General features: G+C 74.4%; 18 protein-coding genes. 12 read left to right on the top strand and 6 right to left on the bottom strand.

Translation table 11 applies throughout. The annotated features are described in order from the left end of the window. Nucleotides 1-9: 9 nt before the first annotated feature. The 3 genes from JI742_RS05470 to JI742_RS05460 all read left to right on the top strand — a co-directional run bounded on the left by JI742_RS05470 (nucleotide 10) and on the right by JI742_RS05460 (nucleotide 2,431). Complete coding sequence (locus JI742_RS05470) at nucleotides 10-930, top strand: DMT family transporter (protein ID WP_236676800.1); 921 nt, start codon at nucleotides 10-12, stop codon at nucleotides 928-930. 58 nt (nucleotides 931-988) lie between these two features. Continuing rightward, nucleotides 989-1,882 (top strand): sulfurtransferase, encoded by an 894-nt coding sequence (locus JI742_RS05465; RefSeq protein WP_201824600.1) that lies wholly within the window; start codon nucleotides 989-991, stop codon nucleotides 1,880-1,882. Between the two features lie 114 nt (nucleotides 1,883-1,996). Further along, the gene (locus JI742_RS05460; protein WP_201824599.1) at nucleotides 1,997-2,431 is read left to right on the top strand and encodes a universal stress protein; all 435 of its coding nucleotides are present in this window, start codon (nucleotides 1,997-1,999) and stop codon (nucleotides 2,429-2,431) included. A gap of 22 nt (nucleotides 2,432-2,453) precedes the next feature. Here JI742_RS05460 and purN read toward each other — a convergent pair whose 3' ends face one another. Next, nucleotides 2,454-3,152: a phosphoribosylglycinamide formyltransferase gene (purN, locus tag JI742_RS05455; protein ID WP_201824598.1), complete on the bottom strand. Its 699-nt coding sequence runs from the start codon at nucleotides 3,150-3,152 to the stop codon at nucleotides 2,454-2,456. An 86-nt stretch (nucleotides 3,153-3,238) separates the two neighbouring features. On the opposite strand from purN, the gene JI742_RS05450 reads away from it, so the two are divergent. From JI742_RS05450 to JI742_RS05440, 3 genes are read left to right on the top strand one after another with little or no spacing between them, the layout of a single operon-like run. Beyond that, entirely contained in the window at nucleotides 3,239-3,922 is a 684-nt protein-coding gene (locus JI742_RS05450) for a site-2 protease family protein (protein WP_201824596.1), read from the top strand. 20 nt (nucleotides 3,923-3,942) lie between these two features. Continuing rightward, the gene (locus JI742_RS05445; RefSeq protein ID WP_201824595.1) at nucleotides 3,943-5,277 is read left to right on the top strand and encodes a tryptophan--tRNA ligase; all 1,335 of its coding nucleotides are present in this window, start codon (nucleotides 3,943-3,945) and stop codon (nucleotides 5,275-5,277) included. 13 nt (nucleotides 5,278-5,290) lie between these two features. Beyond that, complete coding sequence (locus JI742_RS05440) at nucleotides 5,291-5,770, top strand: DUF3717 domain-containing protein (protein WP_201824593.1); 480 nt, start codon at nucleotides 5,291-5,293, stop codon at nucleotides 5,768-5,770. A 10-nt stretch (nucleotides 5,771-5,780) separates the two neighbouring features. Here the strand turns inward: JI742_RS05440 and JI742_RS05435 are convergent, their stop codons facing one another. The 3 genes from JI742_RS05435 to JI742_RS05425 are packed head-to-tail and all read right to left on the bottom strand — an operon-like array spanning nucleotide 5,781 to nucleotide 8,638. Beyond that, a complete protein-coding gene (locus tag JI742_RS05435) occupies nucleotides 5,781-7,244 on the bottom strand; it encodes a sensor histidine kinase (RefSeq protein ID WP_201824591.1) in 1,464 nt (487 codons plus the stop codon). Between the two features lie 13 nt (nucleotides 7,245-7,257). Beyond that, nucleotides 7,258-7,965, bottom strand: coding sequence for a response regulator (locus JI742_RS05430; RefSeq protein WP_236676798.1), 708 nt, complete (start codon nucleotides 7,963-7,965; stop codon nucleotides 7,258-7,260). A 55-nt stretch (nucleotides 7,966-8,020) separates the two neighbouring features. Next, the gene (locus JI742_RS05425; RefSeq protein ID WP_201824588.1) at nucleotides 8,021-8,638 is read right to left on the bottom strand and encodes a Spy/CpxP family protein refolding chaperone; all 618 of its coding nucleotides are present in this window, start codon (nucleotides 8,636-8,638) and stop codon (nucleotides 8,021-8,023) included. Between the two features lie 208 nt (nucleotides 8,639-8,846). On the opposite strand from JI742_RS05425, the gene JI742_RS05420 reads away from it, so the two are divergent. From JI742_RS05420 to JI742_RS05400, 5 genes are read left to right on the top strand one after another with little or no spacing between them, the layout of a single operon-like run. Then, a complete protein-coding gene (locus JI742_RS05420) occupies nucleotides 8,847-9,329 on the top strand; it encodes a Csp1 family four helix bundle copper storage protein (protein WP_201824587.1) in 483 nt (160 codons plus the stop codon). Nucleotides 9,330-9,343: 14 nt separating this feature from the next. Continuing rightward, entirely contained in the window at nucleotides 9,344-9,817 is a 474-nt protein-coding gene (locus JI742_RS05415) for a cupin domain-containing protein (RefSeq protein ID WP_201824586.1), read from the top strand. Then, nucleotides 9,790-10,614 (top strand): transporter, encoded by an 825-nt coding sequence (locus JI742_RS05410; protein ID WP_201824585.1) that lies wholly within the window; start codon nucleotides 9,790-9,792, stop codon nucleotides 10,612-10,614. Before JI742_RS05415 ends, JI742_RS05410 begins: the two co-directional genes overlap by 28 nt. Continuing rightward, on the top strand, nucleotides 10,611-11,432 hold the full coding sequence (locus JI742_RS05405; RefSeq protein WP_201824584.1) for a DUF2189 domain-containing protein: 822 nt from the start codon (nucleotides 10,611-10,613) through the stop codon (nucleotides 11,430-11,432). Before JI742_RS05410 ends, JI742_RS05405 begins: the two co-directional genes overlap by 4 nt. Then, on the top strand, nucleotides 11,429-11,860 hold the full coding sequence (locus JI742_RS05400) for a hypothetical protein (RefSeq protein WP_201824582.1): 432 nt from the start codon (nucleotides 11,429-11,431) through the stop codon (nucleotides 11,858-11,860). Before JI742_RS05405 ends, JI742_RS05400 begins: the two co-directional genes overlap by 4 nt. A gap of 67 nt (nucleotides 11,861-11,927) precedes the next feature. On the opposite strand, the gene sbcB is transcribed toward JI742_RS05400, so the two are convergent. Continuing rightward, complete coding sequence (sbcB, locus tag JI742_RS05395; protein ID WP_201824581.1) at nucleotides 11,928-13,403, bottom strand: exodeoxyribonuclease I; 1,476 nt, start codon at nucleotides 13,401-13,403, stop codon at nucleotides 11,928-11,930. A gap of 77 nt (nucleotides 13,404-13,480) precedes the next feature. Further along, nucleotides 13,481-15,073 carry a M48 family metalloprotease gene (locus JI742_RS05390; protein WP_236676797.1) on the bottom strand — a complete coding sequence of 531 codons (1,593 nt, stop codon included), beginning with the start codon at nucleotides 15,071-15,073 and terminating at the stop codon, nucleotides 13,481-13,483. 46 nt (nucleotides 15,074-15,119) lie between these two features. Between JI742_RS05390 and JI742_RS05385 the strand changes: the two genes are divergently transcribed. Continuing rightward, nucleotides 15,120-15,824 carry a DUF1415 domain-containing protein gene (locus tag JI742_RS05385; protein WP_201824580.1) on the top strand — a complete coding sequence of 235 codons (705 nt, stop codon included), beginning with the start codon at nucleotides 15,120-15,122 and terminating at the stop codon, nucleotides 15,822-15,824. Nucleotides 15,825-16,386: the final 562 nt, after the last annotated feature.

The raw sequence follows: 16,386 nt of genomic DNA, 5'->3' as shown, positions 1-16,386 counted from the left end.
CGCCCCTCGATGACCCGCCTGCCCCCCGCCGTCGCCATGCTGCTGGCGACCCTGTGCTTCGCGCTGATGAGCGTGGCCGTGAAGTTCGCCAGCCAGCGCTACGGCACCGGCGAGGTGGTTTTCTACCGCGGCCTGATCGGCCTGCTGGCCATGGCCGCGCTGCTGCGCGCGCAGGGCGGCAACTGGCGCACGCCGGTGCCCGGCATGCATGTCTGGCGCAGCGCCTCGGGCGTGACGGCGCTGTCGATGTGGTTCATCGCGATCGGCGGCCTGCCGCTGGCCACCGCGATCACGCTGAACTACATGAGCTCGGTCTGGATGGCGCTGTTCCTGATCGGCGGCGCCGTGCTGATGGGCGGGCGGCGCGTCGACGGCCGCCTGGTCGCCTGCGTGCTGGTGGGCTTCGGCGGCGTGGCGCTGATCCTGCAGCCGACGCTGGCGCGCGAGCAGCTCGGCCATGGCCTGATCGGCCTGGCCTCGGGCCTGCTGTCGGCCCTGGCCTACCTGCAAGTCACCGCGCTCGGCCGGGCCGGTGAGCCGGAGGCGCGGGTGGTTCTCTACTTCTCGCTGGGCAGCGTGCTCGTCGGCCTGGGACTGACCCTGCTCGGGCCGCTGCTCGGCCTGGGCGGCGGCTGGACGCGGGAGCACACGCCCTTCGGCCTGGCCTGCCTGCTGGCCGTCGGCGGCTTCGCCACCCTGGCGCAGTGGCTGATGACCCGGGCCTATGCCAGCGGCAGCACCCTGGTGAATGCCAGCCTGCACTACCTCGGCATCGTCTATGCGGCCGTGTTCGGCAGCCTGTTCTTCGGCGACGTGCTGAACGCGACGGCGCTGGCCGGCATGGCCCTGGTCGTGGTGGCCGGCCTGGGTGCGACCCTGCTGCGCAGCCGGGCGGCGCCGGATGCGGCGGCCGATCCCGCCGAGGCCTGAAGCGGGCCGGCCGCAAGCCGCCAGAATCCGCAGCGGCCGACCGTCCCGGCCCCAGGAGATGCCGATGACCGCCCCCACCCTGCCCACCCCGCTGATCGATGCCGCCGCCCTCGCCGCCCGCCTGGCGGCCGGGGAGGCCACGCTGATCGTCGATTGCAGCTTCGAACTGAGCGACCCGGCCGCCGGCGCAGCCCAGTTCGCCGAGGGCCACCTGCCCGGCGCCGTGCATGCCCATCTGGACCACGACCTGGCCGGCCCCAAGCACGATGCCGACGGCCGCTTCCGCGGCCGCCATCCCCTGCCCGATCGCGCGGCCTTCGCCGCCACCTTGGGCCGCTGGGGCCTGCGCCCGGGCATGGCCCTGGTCGTCTACGACCGCCAGGGCGCGGCTTTCGCCGCCCGGCTGTGGTGGCTGGCGCGCTGGGCCGGGCATGAGGCCGTGGCCGTGCTCGACGGCGGCCTGGCCGCATGGCAGGCGGCCGGCGGCTCGATCGAGCACGGCGGCCTGGCCGACAGCACCGCCCGCCCGGCCACGTCCACGCCCTACCCGCTCGGCCCCGCGACGATGCCCACGCTCGATGCCGAAGCCGTGCTGGCCCTGGGCGAGCGTCTGACGGTGATCGACGCCCGCGCCGGCGAACGCTTCCGCGGTGAAGTCGAGCCGCTGGATGCCGTGGCCGGCCACATCCCCGGCGCGGTCAACCGCTTCTTCAAGGACAACCTGGGCGCCGACGGCCGCTTCAAGCCGGCCGAGAGCCTTCGGGTCGATTTCGCCGGGCTGATCGGCGGGCGGCCGCTGGGGCAGGTCGTGAACCAGTGCGGCTCGGGCGTGACCGCCTGCCACAACCTGCTGGCCCTGGCCGTGGCCGGCCTCGACGGCAGCCGGCTCTACCCCGGGAGCTGGAGCGAGTGGTGCAGCGACCCGGCCCGGCCGGTGGCCACCGGCGGCTGAGCGCGGCGCGGCGGCCCGCCCGCCCCTCCTTGATCCCCCTCAAGACAAGCGCATGTCGCGCATGCCACGATGGCCCATGCCCCGCGTCCCGCGGGGCCGGACGGAGAACCCGATATGTACAAGCGCATCCTCGTGCCCACCGATGGCAGCGAGATCACCGGCAAGGCCGTGCAGGCGGCCGTCGCGATGGCCCGGCTCTTCGGCGCCCGCATCGATGCCCTGACGGTGAAGCAGCCCTTCGACTACTCCGGCATCAGCGAGATGGCGCCGGTCAGCCCCTCGGACTTCCAGGCCACCCAGAACCATCTGGCCGAGAATCGGCTGGCGGCCATCGTCGAGGCCTGCGAAGCCGCCGGCGTGCCGCACACGGTGACGGCCGTCGAGGCCGACCGACCGCATGAAGCCATCATCGACCATGCCCAGGCCGCCGGCTGCGACCTGATCGTGATGGCCTCGCACGGCCGGCGTGGGGTCAGCGCGCTGCTGCTCGGCAGCGAGACGCAGAAGGTGCTGACGCACTCCAAGCTGCCGGTGCTGGTGGTGCGCTGAGCCGGGGCGCGACCCGGGGGCTTCAGTCCTGCGGGTCCAGCACGAAACCGCGCGGCCGGCCGTCGCGCACCGCGTAGTGCACGCGGCCGTCGGCGGCCTGCTCGCGCACCAGGCCGCCGCGCAGCAGGCGGCCGATCAGCTCGGGATAGAGCCGGTGCTCGGCGCGCAGCACGCGCGCGGCGAGGCGATCCTCGTCATCGTCGGGCCGCGTCGGCACGGCGGCCTGGCCCAGCAAGGGGCCGTGGTCCAGCTCGGCCGTCACCTCATGCACGGTGCAGCCGGCCCAGACCGTGCCCGCCTCCAGCGCGCGGCGGTGGGTGTGCAGGCCGGGGAAGGCCGGCAGCAGCGAGGGATGAATGTTGATCATCCGGCCGGCAAAGCGCGCGACGAAGCCCGGCGTGAGGATGCGCATGTAGCCGGCCAGCAGCACCCAGTCCGGGCGCAGCGCGTCCAGGGTCTCGGCCAGCACGGCATCGAAGGCCTCGCGGCTGGGATGGGCGCCGTGATCCAGGGCGAAGGTCGGCAGGCCGCGGGCGGCGGCCCAGGCCAGGCCGGCGGCCGCGGGGCGGTTGCTGATCACGCCGACGAGCTCGGCCGGCCAGGCCTCGCGTTCGCAGGCCTTGGCCAGCACCTGCATGTTGGAGCCGCGGCCCGAGATGAGCACGGCCAGGCGCTGCCGGCGGGCGCCCGGCGCGGGCGTGGAAGAAGGGGTGTCACTCATCGGACGGCAGTGTAGAAGCCGGCCCCGCGCCGCCCCCGGCCCCGCAGGCGGCGCGGCGGCACCCCCCACCTAGAATCCGCGGCTCCATGGAAGCCCCCGAGCTCGTCCGCACCCTGGCCGTCTACTTGCTGCCGGTCTTGTTCGCGATCACTCTGCACGAGGTCGCGCACGGCCATGCCGCCCGGCAACTCGGCGACCCGACGGCGGCGCTGCTGGGCCGGCTGTCGCTGAACCCGCTGCGCCACATCGACCCGATCGGCACGGTGCTCATGCCCCTGCTGCTCTATGTGGGCACCGGCGGCGCCTTCGTCTTCGGTTATGCCAAGCCGGTGCCGGTGGACATGCGCCGCCTGCGCCATCCCAAGCGCGACATGGTCTGGGTGGCCTTCGCCGGCCCGGCCGCCAACCTGGTGCAGGCCCTGCTGTGGGCGGTGCTGGGCACCGGCCTGATCGTGCTGGGCGTCGAGGAGCCCTTCTTCCGCCTCGTCTGCAAGGCCGGCGTGCTGGTGAACCTGGTGATGTTCGCCTTCAACCTGCTGCCGCTGCCGCCGCTGGACGGCGGGCGCATCGCGGTGGGCCTGCTGCCCATGGCCCTGGCCCGGCCGCTGGCGCGGGTGGAGCGCTGGGGCTTCTTCCTCGTCGTCGGCCTGGTGCTGCTCGGCGTGGTCACCCATTACTGGATGCTGCCGATCATGCGTTTCGTGCTGAACTTGATGCGCGAGCTGCTGCCGGCCCTGAACACCCTGCTGGCCACCCTGCCCAGCGCCTGAGAAGCCCGAACGAGCCCACCATGCCCACCCGCGTCCTGACCGGCATCACCACCACCGGCACGCCCCACCTGGGCAACTACGTCGGCGCGATCCGCCCGGCGATTGCGGCCAGCCGCGAGCCGGGGGTGGAGAGCTTCTTCTTCCTGGCCGACTACCACGCGCTCATCAAGTGCGAGGACCCGGCGCGCATCGAGCGCTCGCGGCGCGAGATCGCCGCCACCTGGCTGGCCGCCGGGCTCGACACCGAGCGCGTCGTCTTCTACCGCCAGAGCGATGTGCCCGAGATCCCCGAGCTGTCCTGGCTGCTGACCTGCGTCACCGGCAAGGGCCAGATGAACCGCGCCCATGCCTACAAGGCCGCGCTGGACGCCAACGTGGCCGCGGGCGAGGACCCGGACGCCGGCATCACCATGGGCCTCTACAGCTACCCCATCCTGATGGCGGCCGACATCCTGCTGTTCGGCGCCGAGCGCGTGCCGGTGGGCCGCGACCAGGTGCAGCACATCGAGATGGCGCGCGACGTGGCGGCGCGCTTCAACCACCTCTTCGGCGCCGGCCGCGATCTTCTGGTGCTGCCGCAGGCCGAGGTGGAAGCCGAAGTCGCCACCCTGCCCGGCCTCGACGGCCGCAAGATGAGCAAGAGCTACGACAACACCGTGCCCCTGTTCGAAGGCGGGCCCGAGGCGCTGCGCGCCGCGGTGGCGCGCATCGTCACCGACTCGCGCGGCCCGGGCGAGCCCAAGCCGACCGAGGACGTGGCCCTGGTCACCCTCTTCGACGCCTTCGCCACGCCGGCCGAACGGGCGGACTTCCGCGCCGCGCTGCACGGCGGCCTGGCCTGGGGCGAGGCCAAGGCCCGGCTGGTCGCGCAGATCGAGGCCCAGGTCGGCCCGATGCGGGCGCGCTATGCCGAGCTGATGGCCCGGCCCGAGGCGCTTGAAGCCGTGCTTCAGGCCGGCGCCGCCAAGGCCCGCGCCATCGCCGCGCCGCTGCTGGCCACGCTGCGCCAGGCGGTGGGCCTGCGCGCGATGGTGGCCGCGCCCGTGCCGGCCGCAGCCGCTGCGGCAAGCAAGGGCGCGCTGCCGGTCTTCAAGCAATACCGCGAGAGCGACGGCCGCTTCCGCTTCAAGCTGGTCGGGGCCGATGGCCAGCAGGTGCTGCTGATCAGCGAAGGCTTCGACGAAGGCCGCGAGGCCGGTGCCTGGGTCAAGCGCCTGAAGACCGAGGGCGCAGCCGCCCTGCCCGGCGCGCCGCTGACCCTGGGCGAGGGCATGGACGCGGCCCGCGTGGCGGCGGCCCTGCAAGCCCTGGTCGACGCAGCGGCGGCCGAGGCCGCCGACAAGCTCAAGCCCTGAGCCTGGAGCCGGCATGGCGGGAATCCACATCACCGACATCGAGGCCGCGATCAACTGGTGGCGGCAGCGCTCGCCCTCGCCCGACGGCATCAGCGCCTGCCCCGAGGTGCGCGCCCTGGCCGAGGTCTATGCCCTGATGGTCTATTTCCGCGAGTCCCTGTGCGACGAGGCCAGCATGCCGGACCGCGCCCGCCAGGCCTGGCTGGACTGGTATGCCAGCACGCCGGATTCGCCCTGCATCGCGATCTGCTCGACCAGCCAGGGCGATGCCGTCTGCAAGGGCTGCGGCCGCAGCTTCGACGAGGTGCAGCACTGGACGGCGATGGGCCCGGCCGAGAAGCGCACCACCTGGCGCCGCATCACGCAGGAGGCCAGCGCCTGGCGCTTCAACCGCTATGCCGAACGCGCCCACGGCGACGGCCCCAGCGAGCGACCGGCAGCACCGCCGGACGATGCCGCCACGGGCGGCCCGGCGCCGGCGGCTGCCGGCTGATCCGCCGGGCTCAGCCGGCCAGCGGCAGGCGCAGCACGAAGCGGCTGCCGCCGCCCTCGCGCGCCTCGCAGACCACGCTGCCGCCGTGCAGGCGGGCGATCTGCCGCACCAGGCTCAGGCCCAGGCCGACGCCGCCGGCCCGCTCGGCATGGCCGGGCAGGCGGTAGAAGGGTTCGAAGATGCGCTCGCGCTCGGCCGCGGGCACGCCGGGGCCGCGGTCGGCCACCCAGAAGCGGATGGCGCCGGCCTCGCGGCCCAGGCCCAGCTCGGGCGGGGCGCTGCCGCCGTAGCGGCGGGCGTTCTCCAGCAGATTGCGCAGGGCGCGGCGCAGCAGGCGCTCGTCGCCGCGCAGCGGGGCTTCGGTGCCGGCCGGAACCAGGTCCCAGGCGCTGTCGTCCAGCACGGCATCCGTCTCGGCGGCCATCTCGGTGGCCAGGGCCAGCGGGTCCAGGGGCTCGCGCTGCGGCTCGGGGCGGGCATCGAGGCGGCTGGCGAGCAGCACCTCCTCGACCAGGGCATCGAGCTCGGCGATGTTGCGGCGGGCTTCCTCGCGCAGCGACGCGGCACGCTCGGGGCCGGCCTCCTCGGCCAGGGCCAGGGCCATCTTCAGCCGGGCCAGGGGCGAGCGCAGCTCGTGGCTGGCATTGGCCAGCAGGCTGCGGTGGGCGTCGATCAGGCCCTCGATGCGGTCGGCTGCCTCGTTGAAGCTCTGGCCGAGCGCGGCCACCTCGTCGCGGCCCTGGGCCTCGACGCGGCGGCGCAACTGGCCGGCGCCGAAGGCTTCGACCCCGGCCTTCAGCGCCTCCAGCCGCCGCGTGAGGCGCCGCACCACCGGATAGGCCCCGGCGGCGATGGCGACGAAAAGCAGGCCCAGCGCGATCAGCAGGCCGCGGCCGTCCAGCAGCGGCAGGCCGCCGAAAAGGCGGGGCGGCGGCGGCGGGCCGAAGCCTGGGCCGCCCCCCGGGCCGTAGCCCGCCGGGCGATCGGCCCCGGGCGGGCCCTCGCGCGGCCCGCCGCCGGGCAGGCCCAGGGCCTCGCGCAGGGGGCGCGGCGGGCGCCAGATCCACAGGCTGCGGCCGTCGCGCAGGCTCAGCCGCACGGGGCCGCGGTCCTCGCGCGGCGGCAGCTCGGCACGCTGCCGCAGGGCGTCCAGGCGCTCGAAGAGCGGGGTGGTGACGACGCGCACGCCGTCCGCCCGGTCCAGCGCCATCGGCAGGCGCAGGCGCTCGGACCAGCTCACCAGGGCGGCGGCCTGCTCGACCTCGGGCGCCTCGTCGGGCGGCAGCACGGCCTGGATCAGCTCGGCCCAGGCCAGGGTGCGGTCGCTGGCGTTCTGCTCGTAGCGGCTGCGCTCCTGGTCGAAGCGCTCGCGCTCCTCGTCGAGCTTGAGCTTGGCCAGGCCGCCGCCGACCAGGGCGAAGGCCGCCAGCACCGCCAGCACCGTCAGGTAGATGCGCAGGTAGAGGGTCTTCATCGCGCGGCGGGCTTCAGGCCTCGTCCTGCTTGCGCGCGAAGAGGTAGCCGGCGCCGCGCACGGTCAGGATGCGGCGCGGTACCTTGGGATCGTCCTCGATGGCCGCGCGGATGCGCGAGACATGCACATCGATCGAGCGGTCGAAGGCCTCCAGCGCATGGCCGCGCAGCGCATCCATGATCTGGTCGCGGCTCAGCACCCGGCCGGCCGCGCGGGCCAGCACGAGCAGCAGGTCGAACTGGTAGCTGGTCAGCTCGCAGACCTGGCCGGCGATGCGGGCCTGGTGGGCGCCCACGTCGATCTCCAGCCGGCCGAAGCGCAGCAGCTCGCTGGCCGGCTCGCCCGGGGTCGCGCGGCGCAGCAGGGCCTTGAGGCGGGCGAGCAGCTCGCGCGGCTCGAAGGGCTTGGGCAGGTAGTCGTCGGCGCCGAGCTCCAGGCCGACGACGCGGTCCATGGGCTCGCCGCGGGCGGTCAGCATCAGCAGCGGCAGGCTGCGGGTGCGCGGCTCGGCGCGCAGCTCGCGGGTCAGGTCCAGGCCGTTGCCGTCGGGCAGCATCAGGTCGAGGATGAGCGCGTCCCAGCCGTCCTCGGCCAGGCGCTGCCGGCCCTCGGCAAGGCTGGGGGCCACCTGCACCTCCAGGCCGGCCTGGCGCAGGTAGTCGCCGAGCATCTCGGCCAGGCGGGCGTCGTCGTCGATCAGCAGCAAGCGGGCGGCGGTCATCGTCTGGAGCATTCCATAAAAAGAGGCGCCGCCCGGGCCGAGGACGGACAGGGGCTCAGAGCAGGGAAGCCGCCGGGCTGGCCTGGCCGTGACGCTCCGGGCCGCCATGACGCCCGCCCCGGCCGCCGTGGCGGCCCTCATGCCGGGCGGCCATGCGCTGGGCCACCTGCGCACGCTGATCGGGGCTCAGCACCTGGCTGGCCTGCACCAGGGCCTGGGTCCTGCGGCGCGAGACCTGGTCCTGATGGGCCAGCATCTGCTGGCGTGCCTGCTCAATGGCCGCCAGGTCCAGCGTCGGCTGGGCCAGCAGCTCATGCTGGCGCTTGCGCAGGGCGTGGCCGGCCTCGCGCTGGCTGCCCAGATCGCGCAGGGTCTCGCGGGTCAGGGTGACAAGCTGGCTGCGCTGCTGGGCCGTGACGTTGTCGACGCCCATCAGCATGCGGTCGACCATGCGCTCGGCATGCTCGGGCTTCATGCGGTGCATCGGGCCGCCGGGATGGCCGGCCATGCGTTCGAGGCGGGGGGCATCCGGCGCGGCCTGGGCGACCGGCAGATTCAGCATGGCAGCCCCGCCGGCCAGCGCCAGCAGCAAGGCCGGCAGCCAGGCGCGGCCGGCCAGGCCACGGGCGGGAGCGGCGGTGGACACGGGGGAAGGTTGGGACAGGCGGGACATGCGGAACTCCTTGCGGGGAAGGGGCAGCGGGGCTGCCGAGGACTTCACTTTCGGCGCCGGGCGTATCCGCCGCGCGCCCGCTGGGTAAAGAAAGATGTCGCCCCTGCGGATCGCCCGCATGCGGGCCGTCTTCGGCCTGTGCGAAGCTTGCCCGGAACACGCCGCCCGCTGGGGGCGGCCCCCAGTCTGCGAAGCCACAACGATGCCCATGAACACCTCTTCCCGCACCCCCCGCCGCCATCTGCTGGGCCTGGGCTTGGCCGGCCTGGCCACCCTGGCCGCCCCGGCCCAGGCCGCCGGCCGGCACGACCATGCCGGGCATGCCGGACAGGGCGATGGCAGCGGCCGCGAGCCAGCCGCCGCGGGCCGCTACCGCAGCCTGGTCAAGCCCTACCAGGCCTGCACCAACGCGATCGCCACCTGCATCGCGCACTGCCAGGTGCTGCTGGCCGAGGGCGACAAGTCGGTCGGCGACTGCCTGCGCACCGCGCTGGATTGCGACGTGACCTGCGGCGCCACGCTCAAGGCCGCCGGCTTGAATTCCGACTACACCCCGGCCCTGGCCCGCACCGCGGTGCAGTCCATGCAGGCTTGCATCGAGGCCTGCAGACCGCATGTCGACCACCATGCCGAGTGCAAGGCCTGCCACGACGCCTGCGTCGCGGCCGTCCGCGCCAGCCGTCGCGTCTGAGCCGGAGCCCGCCCATGAACCCGACCGACACCGCAGGCCCGGCCTGGAAGCATGATGGCGTGCGCGTCGTCCCGGGCAACCGCCTGGATGCCAACACCGCCCAGACGCCGGGCATGGACCGCAAGGCCGCCATCAACTTCGCCCGCGTCGGCGCGCAGAAGCTGTGGGCCGGCACCGTCCACATCCACCCCAATGCCAAGACCGGCGCCCACCACCACGGGCCGCTGGAAAGCGTGATCTACATCGTCAAGGGCCGGGCGCGCATGCGCTGGGGCGAGGCGCTGGAGTTCACCGCCGAGGCCGGCCCGGGCGACTTCATCTACGTGCCGCCCTTCGTGCCGCACCAGGAGATCAATGCCAGCGCGACCGAGGTGCTGGAATGCGTGCTGGTGCGCAGCGACGGCGAGGCCGTGGCCGTCAACCTCGACATCGCCCCGGCCGAAGCCCCGGAGAACGTGGCATGGATCGACCCCACCCACCCGGGCTGAGGCCGCTGGGCCCGGCCACGGCCGGCCTGGCCCTGCTGCTGGCCGGCGTGGCCGACGGGGCTGCGGCGCAGGACGGCCCCTCGGTCACGCCCTACCGGCCCAGCGTGTCGGCGCCGGCGGCCCTGTCGGCGCCGGGCTGGCTGGAGGTCGAAGTCGGCGTGCAGCGCAGCCGGGCCGACGATCCGCGCCGCCGCGACAACCTCAACCATGCGCTGAAGTACGCCTTCAACGCCGACTGGGGCCTGCGTCTTCAGGGCGAGGCCTGGCTGCGCGAGACCGCGGCCGATGGCCGCCGCCGCGAGGGCCTGGGCGACAGCAGCCTGATGCTGAAGCACCACCATGGCCTGGACGACGATTCGGCGCTGGGCCTGGAACTGGCCGTCAAGCTGCCCACCGCCCGGCGCGGCCTGGGCAGCGGGCGCAGGGATGTCGGCCTGCTCGGCATCTACAGCCTGGACTTCGGCAGCGACCGGGCCTGGCACACCGACCTGAACCTGGGCGCCACCCGGCTGGGCCGGCCCGAGGACGGCCAGGGCCGCTGGCAGCGCGTCTGGGCTGCCGGCCTGTCGCGCCAGCTTGACCCGCGCTGGGGCCTGACGCTGGAGCTGTCGGGCAGCCAGCAGCGCGGCAGCCGCTCGACCCAGCTCGGCCTGCTTGCCGCCAGCTATGCGCTGCGGCCCGGCCTGGCCTTCGATGTGGGCGTGAGCCGGGGCTTGAACAGCGTCTCGGGTGGATGGTCCGTGTTCGCGGGTCTGACCTTTCTTGCCGGCCGCCTCGACGGCGGATCACCGCCATGAGCCTTCCCAGCGAGCACGCCACCCCCCTGCCTCCGGCCGAAGGCGAGGCGGCGCCCCGGCCACCGGGCGCCTTCAGCCTGCCGCTGAACACCCTGCGCCTTTCGGACCCGCTGCGCTGGTTGCTGCTGGGCCTGCGCGATTTCCGGCGGGCGCCGGGCATCGGGCTGTTCTACGGCGTCTGCTTCGCCGCCATGGGCTGGGCGCTGCTGCAAGTCTTCCACCATGCGCCGGCCTGGGTGCTGGCCCTGTCGGCCGGCTTCCTGCTGATGGGGCCCTTTCTCTGCATGGGCCTGTACCGCGTCAGCCAGCAACTGGAGGCCGGCGGCCGGCCGGACTTCGGCGATTCGCTCTTCGCCTGGGACCGCCGCACGGGCGCACTGGCCCTGTTCGGCCTGGTGCTGCTCGCGCTGGAACTGTTGTGGGGCCGGGCGGCGCTGGTGGTCTTCGCGGTCAGCTTCCATGGCATGCCGGATTTCAAGGGCTCGCTGCTCAAGCTGCTGGACCCCAGCCACCTTGGCTTCATCACCGCCTACCTGGCGGTGGGCGCAGTGTTCGCGGGGCTGATCTATGCGATCAGCGTGATCTCCATCCCCATGATCCTCGACCGCCAGGTCGATGCCGTCACCGCCGGCCTGTGCAGCCTGCGCCTGGTGCTGACGCAGGGGCCGGTGATGCTGCTGTGGGGCGGGCTCATCACCGGCCTGGTCGTGCTGGCCATGTTGCCGGGCTTCCTGGGCCTGCTGCTGGTCGGGCCGGTGCTCGGCCATGCCAGTTGGCATGCCTACCGGGCGGCACTGGGCCCCGACCCCGCGGCATGAGCGGGCCGCTGGACCTGCAACTGGCCGAAGCCGAAGTCCTCAGCCTGCACGCCGAAGGCGCCGACTGGTGGCTGCGCCTGTCAACCGCCTGGGTGCGCCCCGGGCCCCAGGCCCCCGAGGGCGGCTGGACCCACCCCCTGCGGCTGCGGCTGCAACAAGCGCAGCGCCTGGACCCCGCCAGCAGCCGCCCGCTGCCGCCCGGCAATGGCGACTGGCTGGGCCGCCTGCGCGAAGCGCGGCTCGGCCGGCCGGCCGCCGCAGCCGGCGGCTGGCGCTGGCAGGCCAGCCTGCCGCTGCCGGGTCACGTGGCCGGCCCGCTGCGGCTGGAGCTGGACTTCGCGCACGGCAGCGTGCTGCATCTGCACCTGGCCGGGCTGGACTGCGACTGGGCCGGCGAGGCCGGCCTGCGCCCGGCCTGGCAGTGCTGAGCCGGTCGGCATGAGTCGGCGGGCAAGCGGCTGAGCCCGGCGACGACGCCGGCTCATTGACACCTTCTCAGTCCGCGTCCGGCGCGATCTCGGTGGCCCAGTCGACCAGGGCTTCCAGCAGGCCTTGCGCGCGCTCGTCGCCGGCGGTCTCGGCGGCCTCGGCCAGGCCGTCGATCTCGGCGAGGAAGGCCTCCAGCGTCAGCGCGCCGGCCGCGCCATGGTGCAGGCGGGCGGCGCGGTGGGCCTCCCAGCGGGCCTGGGCCTCGGCATCCAGGGTGTCGGGGAAGTTGCGGGCGCGGTAGCGGAACAGCAGCTCGTCGAGCCGACCGTCGTGGAAGGCCGGCTGGCGGCCGCCGGCCAGGCGCTCGGCGCGTTCCTCCGCCGGCAGCGCGAGCAGGCGGGCCAGGCTGCGGCGGTCTTCGTCGGCGAGGAAGCCGCCGTAGAGGTCCTCATCGACATCGGTCTCGGCCGTGGCGGCAGGCCGCTGGTAGACCTCGGGCCACAGCCCGGCCAGGCGCGGCGCCAGCGCGGCGGCGGCCTCGGCATGGCGCTGGGCGGCCGCCAGGTCGATGCCCCAGCGCGCGGCCTGGGCCGCGCCCAGCGCGCCGAGGTGGCTGACGACGATGGGCGACTTGTTCAGGTGCACGCCCTTGATCGGCAGGCGGCTCAGGCCTTCGGGCTGGGCCTCGCGGCGGGTGAAGAGGCGCAGGCGCAGGCCTTCGACATCGAGCGTGCCGAGCACGGCCGGGTCTTCCGCACAGTCCCAGACCAGCACCTCGTTGCCATTCGTCGGATGCGGCGCGAGCGGCCAGACCAGGGCCAGGCCGCCGCGCTCGGCGCCGTACATGCCCGAGATGTGCAGCAGCGGCCGGCCGGCACGTTCGGCCGCGGCGAACTCGTCCTTCACCGCCTGCTTGCTGCGCAGCTTGAGGCAGAAGGCCCAGAGCCGCGGCTGGGCGGCGCGCAGCTTGCGGGCCAGGGCCAGGGTGGCGCGCACATCGGACAGCGCATCGTGCGCGCTGGCGTGGGCGATGCCGTTGGCGGCCGTCAGATCCTCCAGCCGGAAGGAGGTGTGACCGTCCTCGCGCCGGGGCCAGACCATGCCCTCGGGCCGCAGGGCATGGCAGGCGCGCATCACATCGAGCAGGTCCCAGCGGCCGCAGCGGTTCTGCCACTCGCGGGCATAGGGGTCCATCAAATTGCGCCAGAACAGGAAGCGGGTGACCTCGTCGTCGTAGCGGATCGAGTTGTAGCCCACGCCCACCGTGCCGGGCCGGCCGAGCTGGGCCTCGATGGCGGCGGCGAAGGCCTGCTCGGGCAGGCCGCGGGCCGCGCAAAGCTGCGGCGTGATGCCGGTCAGCAGCACCGCGCCGGGTTCGGGCAGCAGGTCGGTGGGCGGCTGGCAGTGGATCGAGACCGGGGCGTCGATCTCGTTCAGCTCGGCATCGGTGCGGACGCCGGCGAACTGGGCCGGGCGGGTGCGGCGCGGGTCGCGGCCCCAGGCCTCGTAGTCGTGCCAGAAGAAGCTGAAGTCGTCGTGCATGCAGGCACGATAACCGGCGCGGCGGGCGGGCGGCTCCGGGCCGCATGCGCGGGCATGGCGGCTGCGTTCACACCCTCTCAGTCGGCGCGCACGGTCTTGACGCGATCGCCGGGCCGCGGCGCGGGGCGGGTCTCGCCCTCGACCGGGTCGGCGCCGTTCAGCAGGCGCAGCAGGGCCTCGGCCTCGGCCGGCGGCAGCGGCGTGTCGGCCGCCAGCCGGGCCCAGCCCCCGGGCGGCAGCACGGCACTGCGCAGCTTCCAGGGTCGGACGAGCGAGCGGTCGGCCGGGCCCAGGGGCCGGAAGCTGGCCGCGGCCTCGCGCAGCGCGGCCTGCTCGCGGCGCAGGGCCTCGGCGGCGCCGGCTTGCTGGAGCAAGTAGAGCTTGTCCTGCGGCCCTTCCACCACCAGCAGCTCGAAGGGCTGGCTGCCGCCGCCTTGCAGCTTGCGACGGCCCTGCACCAGGGTCGCGTCCAGGCCGTGCAGGTTGCGCGGCTCGGTGCGCAGCTCGATGGGCTCGTAGAGCTTGCGCGCCAGCACGCGCGGGTCGCGCCCGGCCTGCGGCGGCACCGGCCGCAGCAGCAGGCCGACCTGGCCGTCGGGATGGGCGACGACCAGGGCCTCGGGCGTGTTGCGCAGCCGCCAGCCCTCGGGCGCGGTCAGCGCCACCTCCAGGCCCGGATGCACGAAGACCCGGCCGCGCACCAGGCCCTGGGCCGGGCTGTCGCCGAAGTCCAGGCCATCGAGCGCAGCCAGGTAGGCGCTGCGGCCCTCGACCGGCTGCTCGGGCGCGGGATAGCCCTCGGCGATGCGGCGGATCTGCTGCAGGCGCTGCGCATTGCTGGGATGCGAGGCCAGCCAACTGGCGCCGCCAGCGGACGCCTCCCGGCCGGCGGCGCGGGCCTGGGCTGCGGCATGCAGTTCCTGGCGCTTGAGGGCAGCGATCACATCGATCATGCGCTGCGGCGCATAGTCGTTGCGGGCCAGGTATTCGGCGCCGAGCTGGTCGGCCTGCAGTTCCTGCTCGCGGCCGTAGGAAGCGACCACGCCCGCCGCCGCGGCCGAGGAAAGCTGCTGCGCGACATCGCCCAGGCCGAAGGCCGCGCCGAAGACGGTGGCGGCCAGCACGCCGAGGCCGGCCGTCTGCTGCCGGGTGGCGCGCTGCGCGCCGTGGCGTGCGGTGACATGGCCGATCTCGTGGCCGAGCACGCCAGCCAGCTCGGCCTCGTCGCGCAGCACCGCCAGGATGCCGCGGGTCACATAGACATAGCCGCCGGGCAGCGCGAAGGCATTGACCTCGGGGCTGTCGAGCACGGTGAAGGTCCAGCGCAGGTGGGCGCGGTGCGACTGCGCGGCCAGGCGCTGGCCGATGCGGTCCACATAGGCGGCCAGGGCCGGGTTGTCGACCACGCCCTGCTGGGCGACGATCTGCGCATGGCCCTTGGCGCCGAGGGCGATCTCGTCGGCCTCGCTCATCACCGTCAACTCGCTGCGGCCGCTGACCGGGTTGACGACGCTGGCGCAGCCGGCGGAAAGCAGGCCCGTCAGCAGCAGCGGCAGCAGACGGGCGCGCAGCCCGCGCCGGGCGGGCCGCTGGCGCAGGGCGGGACCGCCGGGGCCAGCATCGGCCGGGGGAATGGGAAGCGGCAGGGCGGGGGCGGGCAGACGGTCCATGCCGGCAACGATAGCGCGGCCGGCCGGCGCCGATACTGCCCGGCCCATGGCCCGAACCCGCATCCCTACCCGCCCCGGCCCGCGCTTTCGGCGCGCCGTCGGCCTGGACAGCCCCGAGGCCCCGGCCGGCGGCCCCGAGGACGAAGCCACCCGCGCCCGCGTGCTGGCCCAGAGCCAGGCATGGATGGAGGCCGCGGTGATCGGCCTGAACCTCTGCCCCTTCGCCAAGGCGGTGGCCGCACGCGGCCAGATCCGCTGGCAGCTCAGCCCGGCGCGGCATGCCGAGGCCTTGCTGGTGGAGCTGGTCGAGGCCCTGCAAGCCCTGGCCGAAGCCGACCCGGCGCAGCACGACACCACGCTGATCGTGCATCCCTGGGTGCTGGGCCGCTTCGACGACTTCAATGCCTTCCTGGGGCTGGCCGAGGCGGCAATCGAGGCAGCCGGCCTGCGCGGCGTGCTGCAGCTCGCCGCCTTCCACCCGCGCTGGCGCTTTGCCGAGCATGCGCCCAGCGACCCGGCCCATGCCAGCAACCGCGCGCCCTGGCCGACCCTGCATCTGCTGCGCGAGGCCAGCGTGGCCCGCGCCGTGGTCGCGGTGCCCGAGGCCGCGACCATCTTCCAACGCAATATCGCAACGCTGCGCGCACTGGGCGAGCCCGGCTGGCAGGCCCTGTCCAGCCGCTGGCTGGACGCGGTTGCGACAGGGACGGATGCGGCCCGGCCCCCCGCGGCCGACGACCCGCCGGTCTGAGCCCCGCGGCCCCGACCGGCGGCCCGCAGGCGGGTCGAGGCCGGCAGGGCCTCGTTCACGTCCGAAACATCTGCTCACGATTGATGCGCAGGACAGCCCGCGACCCGAGGGTCACCCGATACACATCGGCCCGCGACAAGAAGTCCGGACCGAGCGGACCCCGCGCGATGGACCCGCAGCGCCTGTGCGCGGTCCTGGTGAACTGTCCAGCGCGCAGCCCGCCGGGGGAGGCCGGCAGGGCGGCGCGTCTTCCACCGAACGCCCATGAAAAGACTTTCCCGCCTCCACGTGCTCGCCGGTGCCGCTTTGCTGAGTGGCCTGGCCGCTCAGGACAGCCGCGCCGACCTGGGCAACTTCCTGGCCTCGCTGTTCGCGCCAGCGCCCAGTCCGGCGCCCGCTCCAGCCCCCGCCCCTGCGCCTGCGCCCAGTCCGGCACCCGCACCTGCACCTGCGCCCGCACCTGCCCCTGCGCCAGCGCCAGCGCCCAGCCCGGCACCCGCCCCCGCCCCCACCCCTGCACCCGCGCCCGCTCCGGCTCCGGCTCCGGCTCCAGCACCCTCCC

It is taken from the genome of Piscinibacter lacus (assembly GCF_016735685.1).
In the GTDB taxonomy this organism is placed as follows: domain Bacteria; phylum Pseudomonadota; class Gammaproteobacteria; order Burkholderiales; family Burkholderiaceae_C; genus Aquariibacter; species Aquariibacter lacus.
The sequence above is the reverse complement of the archived record's forward strand: the minus strand, read 5'-3'. Positions and strand labels throughout refer to the sequence as shown.

What these genes read in the sequence shown, in the direction of transcription:
- JI742_RS05460 (WP_201824599.1), top strand. Translation starts at nt 1,997, where the DNA reads ATGTACAAGCGCATCCTCGTGCCCACCGATGGCAGCGAGATCACCGGC.
- JI742_RS05385 (WP_201824580.1), top strand. Translation starts at nt 15,120, where the DNA reads ATGGCCCGAACCCGCATCCCTACCCGCCCCGGCCCGCGCTTTCGGCGC.
- JI742_RS05445 (WP_201824595.1), top strand. Translation starts at nt 3,943, where the DNA reads ATGCCCACCCGCGTCCTGACCGGCATCACCACCACCGGCACGCCCCAC.
- JI742_RS05410 (WP_201824585.1), top strand. Translation starts at nt 9,790, where the DNA reads ATGGATCGACCCCACCCACCCGGGCTGAGGCCGCTGGGCCCGGCCACG.
- purN (WP_201824598.1), bottom strand. Translation starts at nt 3,152, where the DNA reads ATGAGTGACACCCCTTCTTCCACGCCCGCGCCGGGCGCCCGCCGGCAG.
- JI742_RS05415 (WP_201824586.1), top strand. Translation starts at nt 9,344, where the DNA reads ATGAACCCGACCGACACCGCAGGCCCGGCCTGGAAGCATGATGGCGTG.
- JI742_RS05465 (WP_201824600.1), top strand. Translation starts at nt 989, where the DNA reads ATGCCGATGACCGCCCCCACCCTGCCCACCCCGCTGATCGATGCCGCC.
- JI742_RS05450 (WP_201824596.1), top strand. Translation starts at nt 3,239, where the DNA reads ATGGAAGCCCCCGAGCTCGTCCGCACCCTGGCCGTCTACTTGCTGCCG.
- JI742_RS05390 (WP_236676797.1), bottom strand. Translation starts at nt 15,073, where the DNA reads ATGGACCGTCTGCCCGCCCCCGCCCTGCCGCTTCCCATTCCCCCGGCC.
- JI742_RS05405 (WP_201824584.1), top strand. Translation starts at nt 10,611, where the DNA reads ATGAGCCTTCCCAGCGAGCACGCCACCCCCCTGCCTCCGGCCGAAGGC.
- sbcB (WP_201824581.1), bottom strand. Translation starts at nt 13,403, where the DNA reads ATGCACGACGACTTCAGCTTCTTCTGGCACGACTACGAGGCCTGGGGC.
- JI742_RS05430 (WP_236676798.1), bottom strand. Translation starts at nt 7,965, where the DNA reads ATGACCGCCGCCCGCTTGCTGCTGATCGACGACGACGCCCGCCTGGCC.
- JI742_RS05435 (WP_201824591.1), bottom strand. Translation starts at nt 7,244, where the DNA reads ATGAAGACCCTCTACCTGCGCATCTACCTGACGGTGCTGGCGGTGCTG.
- JI742_RS05470 (WP_236676800.1), top strand. Translation starts at nt 10, where the DNA reads ATGACCCGCCTGCCCCCCGCCGTCGCCATGCTGCTGGCGACCCTGTGC.
- JI742_RS05440 (WP_201824593.1), top strand. Translation starts at nt 5,291, where the DNA reads ATGGCGGGAATCCACATCACCGACATCGAGGCCGCGATCAACTGGTGG.
- JI742_RS05420 (WP_201824587.1), top strand. Translation starts at nt 8,847, where the DNA reads ATGAACACCTCTTCCCGCACCCCCCGCCGCCATCTGCTGGGCCTGGGC.
- JI742_RS05425 (WP_201824588.1), bottom strand. Translation starts at nt 8,638, where the DNA reads ATGTCCCGCCTGTCCCAACCTTCCCCCGTGTCCACCGCCGCTCCCGCC.
- JI742_RS05400 (WP_201824582.1), top strand. Translation starts at nt 11,429, where the DNA reads ATGAGCGGGCCGCTGGACCTGCAACTGGCCGAAGCCGAAGTCCTCAGC.